This window comes from Arthrobacter sp. HMSC08H08, assembly GCF_001807575.1.
Classification (GTDB): Bacteria; Actinomycetota; Actinomycetes; order Actinomycetales; family Micrococcaceae; genus Pseudoglutamicibacter; species Pseudoglutamicibacter albus.
Genome location: NZ_KV789371.1, coordinates 19,340 through 35,016 on the forward strand (window position 1 = coordinate 19,340; position 15,677 = coordinate 35,016).

The window sequence follows — 15,677 nt, forward strand, 5'->3', positions numbered from 1 at the left end:
CCTATCCGGTGCAGCCGACTGCCCCACCGCTAGAACCCATCGGCCTTCAAGGAGAATCAGTGCGCGAACGGTGCATGCCGCAACTTGAAACGTTGCCGTCCAACTACAACACGCCACAGCTGTTGCTCGACCGGATTGCACGCAACAAGCCCCTACCCGTCTACTCCGTCTATGACCCCAATGCCGAAACCTGGGTGGACGTTACCGGGGAACACTACAAACGCCTCGTAACCGACCTCGCGAAAGCCCTCATCGCCCACGGTTTCGAAGAAGGCTCCGTGCTCGCGATCATGGCCCCCACATCCTTCGAATGGGCACTAGCCGAACAAGCCGCATGGTTTGCAGGCGGGATCTCCGTATCGATCTATGAGACCTCCTCGATCTCCCAGATCGAATGGATCCTCACCGATTCCGGGGCAAGCCACCTTTTGACCCAAACACCGGACGCCTCCGACCCGGCCGCGCAAGCGGTAGCGAATCTGCCTGCAGACCGCGCGCCACGCCACCTGCGCATGGACGTCGTCAACGACGCCGGCCACCCAGCCACGGTTCTCTACGACGGTGTACCCGTGGGCGCCGGACTCGCAGACCTCATGGCCTCCGGACGTGACTCCGGGGTGCCCGACGACGAAGTGAACCTTCGCCGCAGCCGCCCGGGACTCAACGATCCCGCAACCCTCGTGTACACCTCCGGAACCGTCGGGCGCCCTAAAGGGTGCATCATCACCCACGGCAACATCACGCTCGTAGCCGTCAACCTCGTTGAGCACTTGAGCGAAGTCGTTGGAGAGGGCGGGCGCACCGCGCTGTTCCTGCCGCTGGCCCACATCCTCGCCCGTGCCGTACAGCACGCATGCATGTACCGCGACATCACGGTCTCCCACTGCTCGCCGCGCACCGTGACCCGAGACCTCCCGAACATCAAACCAACATTCCTGCTTGCAGTGCCGCGCATCTACGAAAAACTCATGGCTGGCGCGCTCGCCAAAGCAGAAGCCGAGGGCAAGGGCTGGCTGTTCCGCCGCGCCCGCTACATCGCGACCCAACGCGGACGCGCCGAAGACCAGGTGCGCCGCGGCCAACAGAAACCACGCAGCAACCCGCTGCATGAGGCCGAATACCGGCTATACAACAAGCTCGTGTACCCGAAGATCCGCGAAATCATGGGTGGAGAAGTTCGCTACTCGATCTCCGGGGCTTCTCCCCTGTTCCCGGACCTCGCGCACTTCTTCAACGCGATCGGCCTCGGCGTGCTCGAAGGCTACGGCCTCACCGAAACCACCGCACCCTTGAGCGTGAACATGCCAGGTATACAGCGCGTCGGCTCGGTCGGTTTGCCGATCCCCGGAACCTGCGTGCGCATCGCCGATGACGGCGAAATCCTCGTGAAAGGCATCGGGGTTTTCGCCGGCTATTGGAACAACCCGGAAGCCACTCAGGAAGCCTTCAACGACGAGGGCTTCTTCTACACTGGCGACCTCGGTGAGCTCGATGAAGACGGCTTCCTCACCGTTACCGGACGTAAGAAAGACATCATCGTGACCGCCGGCGGTAAGAACGTTGTACCCGGCCCGCTCGAGGAGATCGTGCGGGAAGGCCGCATCGTGTCCCAGGTTGTTCTCCTGGGTGATGACAAGCCTTTCGTTTCAGCGCTGGTGACCCTGGATGAAGACGAACTACACACCTGGGCGAAGGCAGAGAAGGTCTCCGGAGTAGCGACCCTGGCCGATGCGGTGCGCAACATGCGCGTGCATGAGGAAATCCAGTCATACATCAACCGCGCCAACTCGACCGTGTCCCGGGCTGAATCTATCCGCAAGTTCGTGATCCTCGATGAAGACTTCAGCGAGGACGAAGGCACCCTCACTCCATCGATGAAGGTACGCCGCCCGCAGGTCTATCAGCAGTATGCTGACACGATCAACACGATCTACCGCAAACGCTCATAGCTGGGCGGCAACGTAGGTCAACAACACGGGTGGGCGGTAGCTGTGGCCAGCTACCGCCCACCCGTGTTTGAGCTCAAGCCTCAACGGCGGGGCCGTGTTCGTTTAGCGTTGATCGAACGCATCGTATTCGATGACGTAGTCCGAACCGTCTCGTTTCTCTTCCATCTGCTTGCGAGACAGCTCCCGACGGCGGCGCGTTGGCCACGTCACGAGCATCAACACCAGGTTGCCCACGAGCAACAGGCCGCCAAGTATGCCTGCCGCGATGACCCAGTATTGCGGCGGGTAGAGCCGGATGAGCGAATCATCCCACGCGAACTGCCAGTTACCGTGTGAGAAGAAGAACTGGTGGAAGCCAACAAAGAACTCCTCCCAGCCAACCAACGCCACAGCCGCGCAGATGAGTAGCACCGCGAACGTTACGATCGAGCCGGCGAACAGGCCCCTGCGGACGCCTCCCGGGTAGGTTTTACGCAGGATGATGAAGCTGATCAGCAGAAGAACGAGCGCGATCACACCGAGCAGGTAGCACAGGTGCACAAGCGACTTGACGTCGGCCATGTGCGAGACCTCGTTGGCGGTGAACAGCGGACCTTCGTCGGTCTGGACTTGGGAGAGGTACTTACTTGGGGCGAAGTTGTTGAGATAGTCCACCCCGTATGAGCCGTACAGAACGCGGTCGCCGCGGGTGAATCCTGCCGGGTCTGCCGGGAAACCTGGAATGTGGTAGATAAACCACAAGACAGCGGAAGAGGCGACCAACCGAACGGCCGCTGCGAGCAACACGAACGGGGTCAAGACAGCGACTACCCACTGCAGGATGCGTGGGAAGACCGGCTTATAGTCGAGGCTCGCAGCAACAGTTTCATGCGAGGTCTCATCGCTGTAACCAGGCGTGGGCTTCTCCGAAACAGGCAAATACGTGCCCTGATCCCCAGACTGCTCTGAAGCCGGTGGCGCCCCGAGCACGGCGGTCTCAGATGCTGGCGGATGCTCAGACACCGGCGGGAACGCCTGGGTCGCTTCCTGGCTTTGGTTCAGATCACGGCTTTCGTTCAGGTTCGCAGGCTCCGCCGGAGATTCAGGCGTCGCAGGGCTTTTGGGTCCCGTCGGGTTTTGCTCGTCTCTGTCCTCTTTCCAAGGATCAGGGGTATTCAGCGACATCAAGGGTCCTTTCCGCCCCAGAATTGCTAAAAGGAGGGGCGTTGAAAGAGAAATCTAGAGCGCGGCGCTGCCGGTGAAGGTTTTAGTCGTCATCACGCACCAAGTGCAGGCCGGGTTTAGCTGGTGGCGGAGCGTTCTCTCCGCCGAGGCGCTCGCGTGTGCGGCGAGGGGCTGTCCTTTCAGCTTGTTCCTGGTCCCGCTGTTCCTCTTGGTGGAGGGCATCTGCCAGGGCATACATGTCGTCCTTGGACAGTGGTTTCCGTTGCTCTGGGATGTCTAGCCGCAGAAGCTCCCAGCCGAGCGGGACCGATAGGCGGTCGGCGTGGTGGCGGCACAGATCGTATGCGTGCGGCTCCACTTTCAGAGCCAACGGGCCGAGCACGGCGGTGGAGTCTGCGTACGCATACGTCAAGGTTGCGTACGCTTCCCTGCGGCACCCTGGACGAGAACAAAAACGTTGAGATTCCACGCTTGATAGCGTACTAGTCGCGTTAGGTAAAGAGGTGGAGGCAGGGCCGGAAACTGATGCGTGACTCTGCTCAATGGTTCTAGACTCAACCTTTTGGGCTCAACCTTCTGGGTATCGGTTGGGCGTGGATATGCTGGCGGTATGAGCTGGAGAATCGATCCACACCCACTCAGAGAAGGTTCGTTGGCTTCGCGGGCAGTCAGTGGAGGCGTTCAACGTCGCCGCGCCGATGTGCGTGGGCGATGGCGTGGAAACGTCCTACCGCCGATGTCGCCTGGTGCTGAGCGCCGGAATCAGCGGGTTGAACAGATCATGTGGGAGGTTGTTGACCGGCTTTTCGAAACGTGGGCAGATGAGCTTCAAGGCATCAATTTTGCGGTGCGGACCGCACCGACCTCCGCGTCCCTGGAGCGGGCTACCGCCCGCGGTGAAACGGTCCCGCTCGGGGTTGCAACAGTGAGGCAAGAGCGCCGGAACCCACACCGCAGCACACGCCATGTGGTGTTGTTTCGCAGACCGATCGAGACCTCGGCTGTGGATGAGCACCACTTGGCGCACATCGTCGCTGACGTTGTGATTGAGCTCGTGAGTGAGTTCCTCAACGTCCCGCCTGAAGAGATCGACCCGATCTATGGGACAGGCCCTCACCGTTAGATACCGGTAGCCCGCGGTTTCTAGTATTCGCCGCTTACGGATCGCGGAGCAACCGGGTTCAGATCCACCCGCACTGCAGCGTTGGATTGATCCGTGTTGAGAACATTCATCGCAGCGATTCCCACGCCGTCGGTAGTCACAACCGATGCGTAGGCTTCTCCGCGGCTAGAGGCAACGTGCAAGCCCACCGCGTTCTTAGCTGGCTCGACTTCAACCGTGCGCTGGGCAGCGACTTCAACGCGCTGAGCTTTACCGAGCGTGCCGTTACCTAAGACCGGCGTGACCGTAACCACCGCATCGTGGTCTGCGAAGATCCTCAACCGCGCCGCCCCCTGCTCCGGAAGCGCAACCAGGTTCTGGTTGCCCAGCGCTGAGGTGCCAGGGATATATGCCACGTCGTGGGCCTTATCGGCGTCCTGTCCGCGAAGTAGCCGCGCGGTCGCAGCAACCGAAGTATCCGCCTCAACCACGATCGAATAGGTGCCCGCCGGCAAAGCATCCGTAGCAACACTGCCCACGCTGCGCCCTTCCAAGGCCACTGAGCCGAGGTCAACAGACGTGCCGTTATCGCGCACCGCCGTCACGGTGGCCTGAGTTTTCTTAGCCGCCGGGTTGTAGAGGATGACGGAGGGGGTCAGATCCCCTGCTTCCTCAGTGCGGCGTGCGGAACGGTCAGCCGCAGGGTCTTGAGCCTGAACACCCGGGATGATCACCTTCTGACCCAGCTCGGCTTGAGCCTCAACACTGTCGATACCACCGGGAACCAAACCTCTGAGCGCGGTCTGAGCCACAGCGGCACGCACAGGCGAGCCCGAAGAATTCACCGTGACCGCGACCGCATCGGCATCAGAGGCAGCCGAGGCCAGGTTGATCGTGCGAGTATCGCCCGGGTTGAGCGTGAACTGCGGGATTCCAGCCGAGCTCACCCCATCCTTGGTAGAGACATCGACCTGCACCGTAGCGGTCGCCTGTTGCGTGTTAGTCACCACCAAAACAGCGGCATGCCCCAACGTTGTGGAGCCACCCACAATCGTGTGTGACGTAGAAGGTGCCGTGCACGGCACACTCGCGAAACCTTCCAGGTCCCCATCCTTTTGCCGGATAGTACGCACACCCGCCGCCGGTGAAGCATTACCGCCGAGCCCCTGAACCGTGAACCACGCCGAATCGTTGGCCTTCACACCACCCTTGCCAACGGCCTTCGTTCCAGACAGGCCCTGTTCGTTACGCGTTGCGACCTTGAGAGCTTCCTGTTCCGGAAGATCCTTCGAAACCTGCTCAGTCTTATCCCCGCTTACGATGCGCGCTCCAGGAACGCGCATACCCCGGTCCCCTAAGGCTATGCCGCGCAGCGTGGAGGACGCGTGGTCAGCGCCAGGCGCGTAGGCAGAATCCGTGGCCCCCTGATTGGTGGAAGCCGCCGCGATAGTAGGCCCGCACACAAGTGTGCTTTCAGAAACCGGCAACGAGGTCGCAGCGATCGCCAACGGCTCCCCGTCTGTGTCCGGGGCTAAGAAATGATCAGCCACCGAAACAGCACCGAAACCTGCAACGAGCAACGCACCAGTGGCGGCGGCGAGAACAACCTTCGAACGCGACCGCGCGGTGCGAGGCGCTGGATCGTCAGTCTTCTTTTCGCTCACGCTCACCCTCCTCCACTAGGTCAGTCTCTGACACACCTGCTGGACCAGATTCATCTGCTGGGTTGGGTTCAGTTGCTGGTTCAGATTCATCTGCTAGTTCAGGCTCAGCTGCATGCTCCGGCGTGTCCGTTGCTTCGGTTTCCGGCGCGTTTGTTGCTACCGCATCCGGATCGTATGGTTCACGGTAGACCGGCACGTAGCGGACGCGGTTGCGCCATCCGCGCGGCATCGGCATCATCGACAGCGCACAGAACGCCGCTACGATCGCCGAAAGAATCAGCCACGGGGTCTGCCACCACGTCGAATACGTAATATTCAACGTGCCGTCCTCTACAGGCAACTCGAAGGCCTGCATCCAGCCCTTGTATTTCTGTGGTTGCAGATCTTTACCGTTGAGGCTTGCGCTCCAACCGGAATCGAAGTTCTCTGCCATGACCACCAAGCGGCCAGAACCTTCCGAGCCAGCTTGTCCTTCCGAGCCAGCCGACCCTTGCGAGCCAGGTTGCGTGGTCTCAGTCTTCTGATCGGTCACCGCGCCGTGCTCGCTCTTGAGCAGCTGCAGCATCGTGCCATCAGCGGCCTCAACGCGTACGCGAGAAGTGACAGAGCCCGTCAGCTCATAGAGTTCCTGAGTCGCCTCCGAAGTGTCCACTTGCCACAGCCAGGCCGGCGACCGCTCGCCACGGGTCACCGCGGCGATACCAGGGATCGAATCCAGGTTCTTCGCAACACTGCCATTATTAGGTGCGGCCTTCATCACGATGTAGCCAACACCCAGTTGCCTTAGCGTTTCAGCGGCATCGCCGCCGTCACCGGAAACCAAACCGGCAACAGCTTCCTTGGCTAGGTTTTGGCCCTTCGGCGCCTCAGCGATCACGGTGCCAGACGGATCCAACACGCTGCCACCCAGCGCGCTCGCGTGCGGACGTAAACGCACCTCTTCCAGATGCAAGCCATCACCGGTCACGATGTTGGCGCGGAAGAGACCATCCTCGGCACCGGATAGAACAAGGGTGCGTTCCTCAAACGGCCCCACACCGCGGTCAGCTGCTGTGACCGGAAGCGTCGTTTCCTCCACAGCGTGAACAGCAGGTTGCATCCCCAGACCACGGTCAGCATCCTGAGCAGCCGAATCCGATTGCGTCATCGGAGCCAGCCAGGTGGTCCCACTCACCAGCATCGTGACCATGACCGAGTAAGCAACCAGCCTGCCCGTCCACCGTGTCCGCTGCACGTGCGCCCGGATCCGTACAGTCCCCGCCTCACGCATCGCGCCGGCCGAGAAAACAAAAGCGAGCCACACGAGGCTCACCGCGGAACCCACGTAATAGTGGGTGCGTTGCCCACCAACAGTGGAGGCAACCAGCCAGCTCGCAGCAACCGATGCCGCGAACACAACCAACGCTACCAACGCAAACACTCGGATCCACATAGCCCGCTTGAGCGGAGCAACCAGCCCGATCAAGCCCATCAGCAGCAACGGAACACCGCACGCCAGCGCAACGATCAGCGCTCCATGACCTCCAGGAAGCCAACCCCACCCCGTCACGGTAGAGCCCGCATCGAAACCCGATGGGAAACCCAGCAAAGCCTGCCACGCAGGCGTCGGCTCACCCGGCAGCGGCAAGCCAGGTTGCGCCAAAGCAATCCGCGGGGTGCGGATCGCATCAAGAACCGTAGGGGCGGAAGCGATCAACGCAGGAACAGGAACCCACGCCAACACCCGAGCCCGGCGAGAAACCACGGCGGCAACCAGCGTGAAGACCACGAGCGGAACCAGCCACAACGGCTCAGCGGCAACCACCACAACGGCAAGAACACTCGCGAAAACAGCCGAAGGCCACGAGGACAGCCCTTCATTCTCCGAATAGGAGGCAACGCCCACCGCGCCACGAACACCTACCGCGCGCGCCAACGCATACACCAACAGCGGGAGAACAACATGCACCAACGCGGGAGCAATCCGGCCTTGCGTCAAATCAACCGCGAACACCGGAGCCAAAGCCCACAGCAACGCGCCGATGCCGCGGAAAGCCGGAGCGCGCGTCACCAGACGCAGAGCCCACCACATCGTGAACGCGGCAGCCGGCAAAGCTAAGAAATAGGCGACCACAATACCCATCGGAGCGTTACCGCCGCTGATGAGTGCAAGCCAGAACAAGATCCCAGCGAAAGCATCCGGCCCAGAGGCCATACCGAACATCTCGGTGGACCACGGCGAAACCGCGGCATGCCACATCTGTGACAGCGAATCATTCGGCGTCAACAACGCTCCACCTGCGATGCCCTTAGCCATGATCGCGCCACGGAACGTCACCGCGCCAACGATCGCGGCGAGAGCCACCGCGATCACCCCGGCAGCAACGCCGCGGGTCGTACGGCCATCGGCGGCCGCGGCCTCAAAGGAATCATCGTCACCGCTGGCCTCGGCACGCGTTGTCTGATCCGCTTGGGCTTCAGCATCATGCAACATCAACCCGTCGCGGATAGCCCGCTCGTGGTCTCTGTATTGCGCACGGCCCACCAGAAGCCTGTTCACACTCGAACGAGGAACCTTCCGGATACGCCGCACCGATTTCCGGCCCCTGCGCACCGCCCCCATGCGGGTCAACGGGGCGAACGCGTGCCGGAACTCAAGCCCCGCAGTGTGCGTATCTCCAGCAATCAGGCGCGCCACAGCGCTACCCAACCCGGAGACGATCATCCACAGGCCAAGAAAAAAGGAAGTCAGCGGTGCCGCATACTTCAAACGCGTGTATTTCGCGGCAGCGTATTGGGCGTCCTCACCCGCGATGTCCTTGACCACATCGGGCCGGTGAAACATATACGCACCCGGAACAAGCACCACACGGTGGCCTGCAAGCCATGCACGCCGCCCCAAATCGACGTCATCGCCAACACCAGGAAGAGCCGGATCAAACCCGCCGAGCTCCTCAAACACATCGCGGCGAATCAACATCCCAGCAGAGTTGACGCCTAAACGGTCCGTATACATGTCGTACTGGCCTTGGTCTTTTTCTTCAAGACCAACACCAGCGAACCGTTCACCGTGGCGGGTCAGGCTCAGACCGGCGTCCAGCAGATGCACTCGGTCGCTGGCATCCACCTGTTTAGCGCCAGCGACCGCGGTGGATTCAGACTTGCTGATCTCCGCAAGCATCAACTCAAGCGCATCAGCGGCAGGCTCGGAGTCATCGTGGATAAACCACAGCCATTCACGGGCTGCGCTTTCGCCCTGCGAAGGCATGTGATCTACAGCTCGCTGAACAGCCGCACCAAAGTGGGTTCCAGGCTCTTCTAAGACCACGGCCGACTCAGGTAGAAGCTCGCGAAGTAGCTGCGCGGAGCCATCCCGTGAACCCGTATCAACGCCATATAACGCATCGACCGGCCGGGTCTGGGTCATAAGACCTTCGACCGTGGCCGGTAAAAACGATGCGGCATCATGGGTGACAACAACTGCCGTTACATGAGCTGCGCTACTGATCAGGCACCCTGCTTTCGAAGTCGACGACGCTCACGCTCAGACATCCCGCCCCAGATACCAAAGCGTTCGTCATTCTTCAGTGCATATTCAAGACACTGTGCACGGACCGCGCACGAACCGCAAACCTTCTTAGCGTCACGGGTTGAGCCGCCCTTTTCAGGGAAGAACGCTTCCGGATCAGTCTGGGCACACAGTGCCTGGGTCTGCCAGCCGAGCTCACCGTCGTCTGCCATTCCCATGAATTCGGAGAGTGAAACGAACTGCTGGGACGACGGCTTCTCCACCTCGGCAGGAGCTGATCCTGCACTCGGTGCCGCTTCGAGTAGGCTCGTCGCATTTCCAGCGTTCGTTTCGGCATTACCAAACTGGTCAGCATTGAACTGCGTAGCACCTGGCCGTGCAGTGTCGAGTTGAGTGGCATCGAAACCCTCGGTGTGCAGCGGCGTTACAGTCGCCAGCGCTTCCGGGGCATCGGAAGAGGAATGCGCCGCCAGGAAAGCGGTCGCAGCATCTTCTAAGTCAAGATTGCTGTTGTAGCGCGTGCCGGCTTCAGGGTCCGCTGGATCGAGGAACCAATCGCCGGGCACATCGCGCGTAACAACTGCTCGTTCCTCGCGGGCCTCCGCGAGCTCGTAGCGGTCACGCTGTGCCATGTGTCATGCGTCCCTTCATCCGTTCGCCACATCAAAATCTTGCGCCGTTTTCGACGCCTCCCACCTCAGGTCAGCTTCCTAACAATTGCATAACCGTTGGGGGTGGTTTGGCGCGCCTAGCTCACTCGTACCCTCAGGTGTACTACCGAGCTCGGCGCACACACATAATTACATCCACGTAAGAACGATTCGTCAAATGCCGACGTCGCGAAATCGAGCCAAAAAATGGCTTTTGTATCACCATGAAGATTGAGGCCGCAAGCCTGGAGCTACTACACAAAAACCTTTGCGTTAGCTTAGAAATTATTAGGTATTTGCGCTGTTTGGGGTGTTTTGCGGTCGCCTAGAAAGACTCGGGCAGATCAAAAAAGTGACCATCCGAGGGTGTCTGAGAACTACCTTTCAAGCGCATCCCTGACGTTAAATATGAGTATGACTTCTACCCCCAACACCCCCTCACCTCACACTCCCCCACTACACGATGAGTCGCTCGAGCTCAGGATCCCCCAGGCCCTGAGTTTGATCGCTGAGCGCGGAACCGCGACCACACCCCTACTGGTCGACCGAACCCGTGGCCACCGCATCGAACTCTCCGGCCGGGTACTTGTTAACTGGTGGGCCAAGAACGCCGGCTTATTAGAGATGGAATTCGGGATCGGCCCCGGTTATACGGTCCATCTTGACGTTCCGCCGCATTGGCGCACACTCCCACTAGCGTTGGCAGCCCTTTCTTTAGGCGCTACCGTCACGGATCATGAGGAAAGCGCCGACCTCGTCATCACTGGCAATCCCTCCGCGCACATGTCCGCCCCTGACGTCCTGGCAGTAACACTTGAGGCCCTCGCGGTTTCCTTCCCGGGCGAAGTCCCCGAAGGGATGGTCGATCACGCAGCTGAGGTCCGCGCACAACCCGATGCGCTGGCGTTCGCGGCCGCTGCCGCCGCGCAAGCCGCGTGGGACGTCGATGGTCTAGACACCACCGCGCTTGAACACATGGCCTATACGGAGGCCAACGATGGCGCAGCCACGTCCGTCTCCTGGCTTGGGGTAGGCGGGACCGCCGTTCAGGCCGAGGCGGCTCGGGATGCCACGGCTGGCGGCTGGAGGTCCGGTGATTGGAGGCTCGGTGATTGGTCGGCGGCTATGGCATCGCTTTTGGCATGCAGATCCGAAGGTTCGCTGGTCCTGCTGCCCCTCGAATCCCTGGTTGAGGGTAAGCCGACTGATTCGCTATGCGAACAAGAACGCATCACACGAGCCATCACTACGGGTGTTGTATAACGCGTGCTAAGAGCATGACCTCACACTGAGTGCGCCACCGAGTGCTCAGAGCGTGACCGAGTGTTCAGAGCGTGACTTCGTGGCGCTGCTTGGTCTCGGTGGCGCTTGCCTCGTTGAAGACCCACAAGCGGTAGGCGATGAAGCGGAAAATGGTTCCGAGCACGAGCCCCACAACGGAGCCTGCGATGAACAGCGCCATCGGGCTGGTCATCTGAAGCACGTACTTGGTGAAGAAGACACATCCGGCAGCAATCAGCAGGCCAATCGCGTTCATCACGGCAAAGAGCACGAATTCTCGCGCCCACCGGTTGTTGCGGCGGTGGCGGAAGGTCCACCAGCGGTTTGCAGCCCACGAGAAGATCGAGGCGACCACGGTCGCCCACCCTTTAGCCCACACTTCCGCATCTGACATCGGGCCTTTGATAAGCCACAGGAACACGGCTGTGTCGATAACCCAGGCAACAGCGCCCACGACACCGAACTTGGCGACTTCGCGCCACATCACTTCGATGAGAGTACGCATTTTGCTCCAAAGGGTTCGCATCATGCGGTGCCTCCTCGTTGCAGTAAATATGGCGCTGACATTCTCACGGCGCTGTCGTTGTCAGTACGCAGTCGTTGTCAGTACGCTGTCTCTTACGGAGCTAATCGTTGCGGCAGAGCGTGTGTAGCGAGCCCACCCGGCCCACTGTCTCGCGTTCTACCCGCGGTCTCATTCTGCCCACTGTACTGGCGGTTTTCGTTTTTCTTGTAGTCCTGTAGGTGGATGCGTACCGCGTGGGTCGCAGATCACATTCAGCCTGCTCGGATGAGCCCTGGTCTACAAGGGCCTTATCTTAGACTAGAAAAGATGAAAACTTTGCGCATTGGTGTGATTGGCGGGGGCCAGCTGGCCCGGATGATGGCCCCGGCGGCTATTGATTTAGGGATCGAGCTTTCCATTCTGTGTGAGTCGGAAGAGACCGCGAGTGCACGGGCGGTGGCTCACGCGCCGGTGGGTGACTATAAGGATCGACAGACGGTCCTGGATTTCGCCTCCACTGTGGATGTTGTCACGTTTGATCACGAGCATGTTCCGGCTGAGATTCTGCATGAGCTGGTTGAGAAGGGTGTGCGGGTTCACCCTGGCCCGGATGCGTTGATTCACGCCCAAGACAAGATTGTGATGCGTGAGGCCGTTGAGCGTTTGGGGTTGCCGAACCCTAAGTGGTGCTCAGCAAGTTCCGCTGATGAGGTTCGGGCTTTCGGTGAGAAGATCGGTTGGCCGATCATCGTGAAGACCCCGCGTGGCGGCTATGACGGCAAGGGCGTTGAGAAGCTGGATTCCGCGGCTGATGTTGCCCGGGTCAGCGAATGGTGTGAGCGCGGCGCGGTGTTGTGTGAGGAATTGGTGGATTTCTCGCGTGAATTGTCTGCTTTGGTTGCTCGCCGCCCCTCGGGTGAGACTGCCGCGTGGCCTGTGGCCCACACGATTCAGGTTGCTGGGGTGTGCGATGAGGTGATCGCCCCGGCGCAGGACCTCCCCGTTGAGACCGCCCAAGCCGCGCAACAGACCGCGTTGAAGATTGCATCCGAGCTGGGTGTTACAGGTGTTTTGGCCGTCGAGTTGTTTGAGACTCCAGGCCGTGGCCCCGGATTTCTGATCAATGAGCTTGCGATGCGGCCGCACAACACCGGGCATTGGACCCAGAATGGCGCGGTGACGAGTCAGTTTGAGCAGCATCTGCGTGCGGTCGCTGACCTGCCGTTGGGATCTGCTGAACCGTTGGCACCTGTTGCCGTGATGAAGAACTTCTTGGGTGGGGCCAATGAGGATCTCGCCGCTACCTTGCCGCACGCGTTGGCGACCGATCCCCAGGTTAAAGTGCATGTTTACGGCAAGGCGGTGCGTCCAGGCCGTAAGATCGGCCATGTTAACCGTGTCGGTTTCGAGGGCGAGAACCTGGACGATGTGCGCCAGAAGGCGCGTGTTGCCGCGGACATCATGAGTAAAGGATGCGATGCATGAGCTCGGGTATGAGTGGTGAGAAGAAGCAGCCTCGCGTTGCGATTGTGATGGGTTCGGATTCGGACTGGCCAACCATGTCAGCTGCGGCCGATGTATTGGACGAGTTGGGCATCGAGTATTTCGTTGATGTTGTTTCGGCTCACCGGATGCCGCATCAGATGATCCAGTTCGGCACGGATGCCGCATCGAAGGGTTTTGAGGTCATCATCGCTGGCGCGGGTGGTGCGGCTCATTTGCCGGGCATGCTCGCCTCTGTCACGACTCTGCCGGTGATCGGTGTTCCGGTGAGCTTGAAGAACCTTGAAGGCTTGGACTCTTTGCTCTCGATCGTTCAGATGCCAGGTGGTGTCCCTGTTGCGACGATGGCGGTAGACGGCGCCAAGAACGCCGGCTTGTATGCGGCCCGGATCTTAGGTTGCGGCGCAGGCGAGGAAGCCTCCCGCATATCTGCGGCTCTGGCAGACTATGCCGAGCAGATGCGTGCCGGCGCTGAAGCTAAGGGCCGTGCCTTGTCACAGAAGCGCGCAGCTGAGTCGTCAGCCCGGTAGGCCGTTTCAGGCGGCAGTTCTCCATAGGTTTGAACGTGAACGATTCCTCGCAACATTTCAAAGCAGAATCCGCGTCTTTCAAGGCTCGGTCTGCATCTTTCCAGACTCAGCCTGCATCTTTGAAGACCTCCCCCGTTCCTGATCCGGAGCAGTTGAACGCGCCGGGCCGTTCTAAGCGTGCCTGGATTTTGTGGTTGTTGACGCTTCTGGTGCCAGGCGGCGCGCAGCTTGTGACCGGATATAAGTCTTTGGGGCGTAAGGCTCTCACGGTCACGGTGAGCGTGTGGGTTGCGTTGCTCATCTTGGTTGCGTGGGCGCTGATCAACCGTGGATCACTGCTCGATGTGTTCAGCAGGCCGTGGGTTTTGGTGCTCGTGGGCATCGTGTTGGCTGTGCTCGCTGTGGGCTGGTTGTTGCTTTTCGTTCACACTTACCGGATCACGAAGCCGACGATGTTGGCGCCGGGTATGCGCGGCATCGTCACTGTGTTCACGGCGCTGGCTGTGGTGATCACCTCTGGCGGGCTGGGTTATGGCTCGTATCTTGCGTTCAAGAGCAAGTCCACGCTGGGCACTATTTTCGCTTCCGGCCCGGCGGTTGATCCGGTTGATGGCCGCTATAACATCTTGGTTCTTGGTGGGGATGCGGGTAAGTCGCGTGTGGGTTTGCGTCCGGATTCGGCTCAGGTGTGGTCGATTGATGCGAAGTCTGGCCGTGCTGTTGTGATTTCGATTCCGCGTAATTTGCAGAACGCGCCTTTCCCTGAGGGTTCGCCGATGCGCAAGGTGTATCCGAACGGCTTCAACTGTGGGGATGAATGCATTTTCAATGCGATCTATCCGACCGTGGAGCAAGAGCATGCGGATAAGTACCCGGATACTAAAGACCCGGGTGCGGTTGCGACGATGGAGGCGGCGAGCGCCGTCACCGGATTGCAGATCGACATGTATGTCACGGTCGATATGGGTGGTTTTGAGCACCTGATCGATGCGTTGGGTGGGGTCAAGATCGTCTCTGGCGGTTGGGTTCCTTATAACGGGAAGCGGGACCCGAATACGGGTTTGCGCACCAAGTGGTTCAGCCCGGGTGAGCATCACTTCACGGGTAAACAGGCGTTGTGGTTTGCGCGTTCGCGTGATTTCGCAACGGATTATCACCGTATTCGCCGGCAGCAGTGTTTGCAGCAGGCGATGATCAAGCAGTTCACTCCGCAGAATGTTTTGGTGAACTTCACCCAGATCATGGATTCGGGTGAGGAGATTGTTCGCACGAATATTCCGCAGTCCCAGTTGGGTTCGTTTATTGGGTTAGCAGAGAAGACGCGTCAGCATTCATTCTTAAGGCTCACGTTGGGTGCCCCAGATTTCGGTAAACCGGGTGACTTGTTCTCGACTTACCCTGATTATGATCTGATTCATCAGCGTGTAGGCCAGTTGGTTGCCAAAGCTACCGACGATGGTGCGAAGGCTGAAGACGATAAGCCGCGCGATTCTCAACCTCAGGGATCCAAACCGCAGGATTCCGGCCAGCAGGATACGCAGCAGTCTTCGCACCAGGGTCAGGCTTCTGGCAAATCTAAACCGCAAGTTACTCAGAGTTCACCTGAGCCTTCCTCTGAGGCCTCATTGGGGGCGGAAGATCAGGTCATCACCACACAGCGTGATGGTTCGCCGATTACGGAGAAGTACCTGCAGGAACTTGAGTATGTTGGCGACACCGGCCGGATTGAGCAGATTGCTCAAAACAACGATTCGTGCAAGGTCGGCTAGGCTGACCTGCCCCATCCGGGTCCATAGGCCTGGATGTTTATGAGAGTCAGGA

12 protein-coding genes are annotated in these 15,677 nt (G+C 60.0%); 6 read left to right on the top strand and 6 right to left on the bottom strand.

Going from position 1 to position 15,677, the window contains the following annotated elements:
* Positions 1-59: 59 nt before the first annotated feature.
* On the top strand, positions 60-1,949 hold the full coding sequence (locus HMPREF3175_RS00085) for an AMP-dependent synthetase/ligase (RefSeq protein ID WP_256174079.1): 1,890 nt from the start codon (positions 60-62) through the stop codon (positions 1,947-1,949).
* Positions 1,950-2,051: 102 nt separating this feature from the next.
* Here HMPREF3175_RS00085 and HMPREF3175_RS00090 read toward each other — a convergent pair whose 3' ends face one another.
* Together HMPREF3175_RS00090 and HMPREF3175_RS00095 are read right to left on the bottom strand one after the other, a co-directional pair.
* Positions 2,052-3,113 (bottom strand): TIGR01906 family membrane protein, encoded by a 1,062-nt coding sequence (locus tag HMPREF3175_RS00090; RefSeq protein ID WP_070489976.1) that lies wholly within the window; start codon positions 3,111-3,113, stop codon positions 2,052-2,054.
* A gap of 82 nt (positions 3,114-3,195) precedes the next feature.
* Positions 3,196-3,582: a DUF3499 domain-containing protein gene (locus HMPREF3175_RS00095; protein WP_035756219.1), complete on the bottom strand. Its 387-nt coding sequence runs from the start codon at positions 3,580-3,582 to the stop codon at positions 3,196-3,198.
* A 141-nt stretch (positions 3,583-3,723) separates the two neighbouring features.
* On the opposite strand from HMPREF3175_RS00095, the gene HMPREF3175_RS00100 reads away from it, so the two are divergent.
* The gene (locus tag HMPREF3175_RS00100; protein ID WP_083285490.1) at positions 3,724-4,236 is read left to right on the top strand and encodes a metallopeptidase family protein; all 513 of its coding nucleotides are present in this window, start codon (positions 3,724-3,726) and stop codon (positions 4,234-4,236) included.
* A gap of 20 nt (positions 4,237-4,256) precedes the next feature.
* On the opposite strand, the gene HMPREF3175_RS00105 is transcribed toward HMPREF3175_RS00100, so the two are convergent.
* From HMPREF3175_RS00105 to HMPREF3175_RS10565, 3 genes are read right to left on the bottom strand one after another with little or no spacing between them, the layout of a single operon-like run.
* Complete coding sequence (locus HMPREF3175_RS00105) at positions 4,257-5,879, bottom strand: DUF5719 family protein (protein ID WP_070489979.1); 1,623 nt, start codon at positions 5,877-5,879, stop codon at positions 4,257-4,259.
* Positions 5,860-9,369 carry a glycosyltransferase gene (locus tag HMPREF3175_RS00110; protein ID WP_083285491.1) on the bottom strand — a complete coding sequence of 1,170 codons (3,510 nt, stop codon included), beginning with the start codon at positions 9,367-9,369 and terminating at the stop codon, positions 5,860-5,862. The genes HMPREF3175_RS00105 and HMPREF3175_RS00110 overlap by 20 nt, the downstream gene beginning before the upstream one ends.
* Positions 9,366-10,019: a WhiB family transcriptional regulator gene (locus HMPREF3175_RS10565; protein ID WP_141739855.1), complete on the bottom strand. Its 654-nt coding sequence runs from the start codon at positions 10,017-10,019 to the stop codon at positions 9,366-9,368. Before HMPREF3175_RS10565 ends, HMPREF3175_RS00110 begins: the two co-directional genes overlap by 4 nt.
* A 432-nt stretch (positions 10,020-10,451) precedes the next feature.
* On the opposite strand from HMPREF3175_RS10565, the gene HMPREF3175_RS00120 reads away from it, so the two are divergent.
* Positions 10,452-11,300: a TIGR03089 family protein gene (locus tag HMPREF3175_RS00120; protein WP_141739856.1), complete on the top strand. Its 849-nt coding sequence runs from the start codon at positions 10,452-10,454 to the stop codon at positions 11,298-11,300.
* A 64-nt stretch (positions 11,301-11,364) separates the two neighbouring features.
* On the opposite strand, the gene HMPREF3175_RS00125 is transcribed toward HMPREF3175_RS00120, so the two are convergent.
* Entirely contained in the window at positions 11,365-11,847 is a 483-nt protein-coding gene (locus HMPREF3175_RS00125) for a GtrA family protein (protein ID WP_083285492.1), read from the bottom strand.
* Positions 11,848-12,150: 303 nt separating this feature from the next.
* Between HMPREF3175_RS00125 and HMPREF3175_RS00130 the strand changes: the two genes are divergently transcribed.
* The 3 genes from HMPREF3175_RS00130 to HMPREF3175_RS00140 are packed head-to-tail and all read left to right on the top strand — an operon-like array spanning position 12,151 to position 15,625.
* Positions 12,151-13,308 (top strand): 5-(carboxyamino)imidazole ribonucleotide synthase, encoded by a 1,158-nt coding sequence (locus tag HMPREF3175_RS00130; protein WP_070489987.1) that lies wholly within the window; start codon positions 12,151-12,153, stop codon positions 13,306-13,308.
* Positions 13,296-13,856: a 5-(carboxyamino)imidazole ribonucleotide mutase gene (purE, locus tag HMPREF3175_RS00135; protein ID WP_370977498.1), complete on the top strand. Its 561-nt coding sequence runs from the start codon at positions 13,296-13,298 to the stop codon at positions 13,854-13,856. Before HMPREF3175_RS00130 ends, purE begins: the two co-directional genes overlap by 13 nt.
* Positions 13,857-13,891: 35 nt before the next feature.
* Positions 13,892-15,625, top strand: a complete 1,734-nt coding sequence (locus HMPREF3175_RS00140; protein ID WP_239446199.1) for an LCP family protein — start codon at positions 13,892-13,894, stop codon at positions 15,623-15,625.
* Positions 15,626-15,677: the final 52 nt, after the last annotated feature.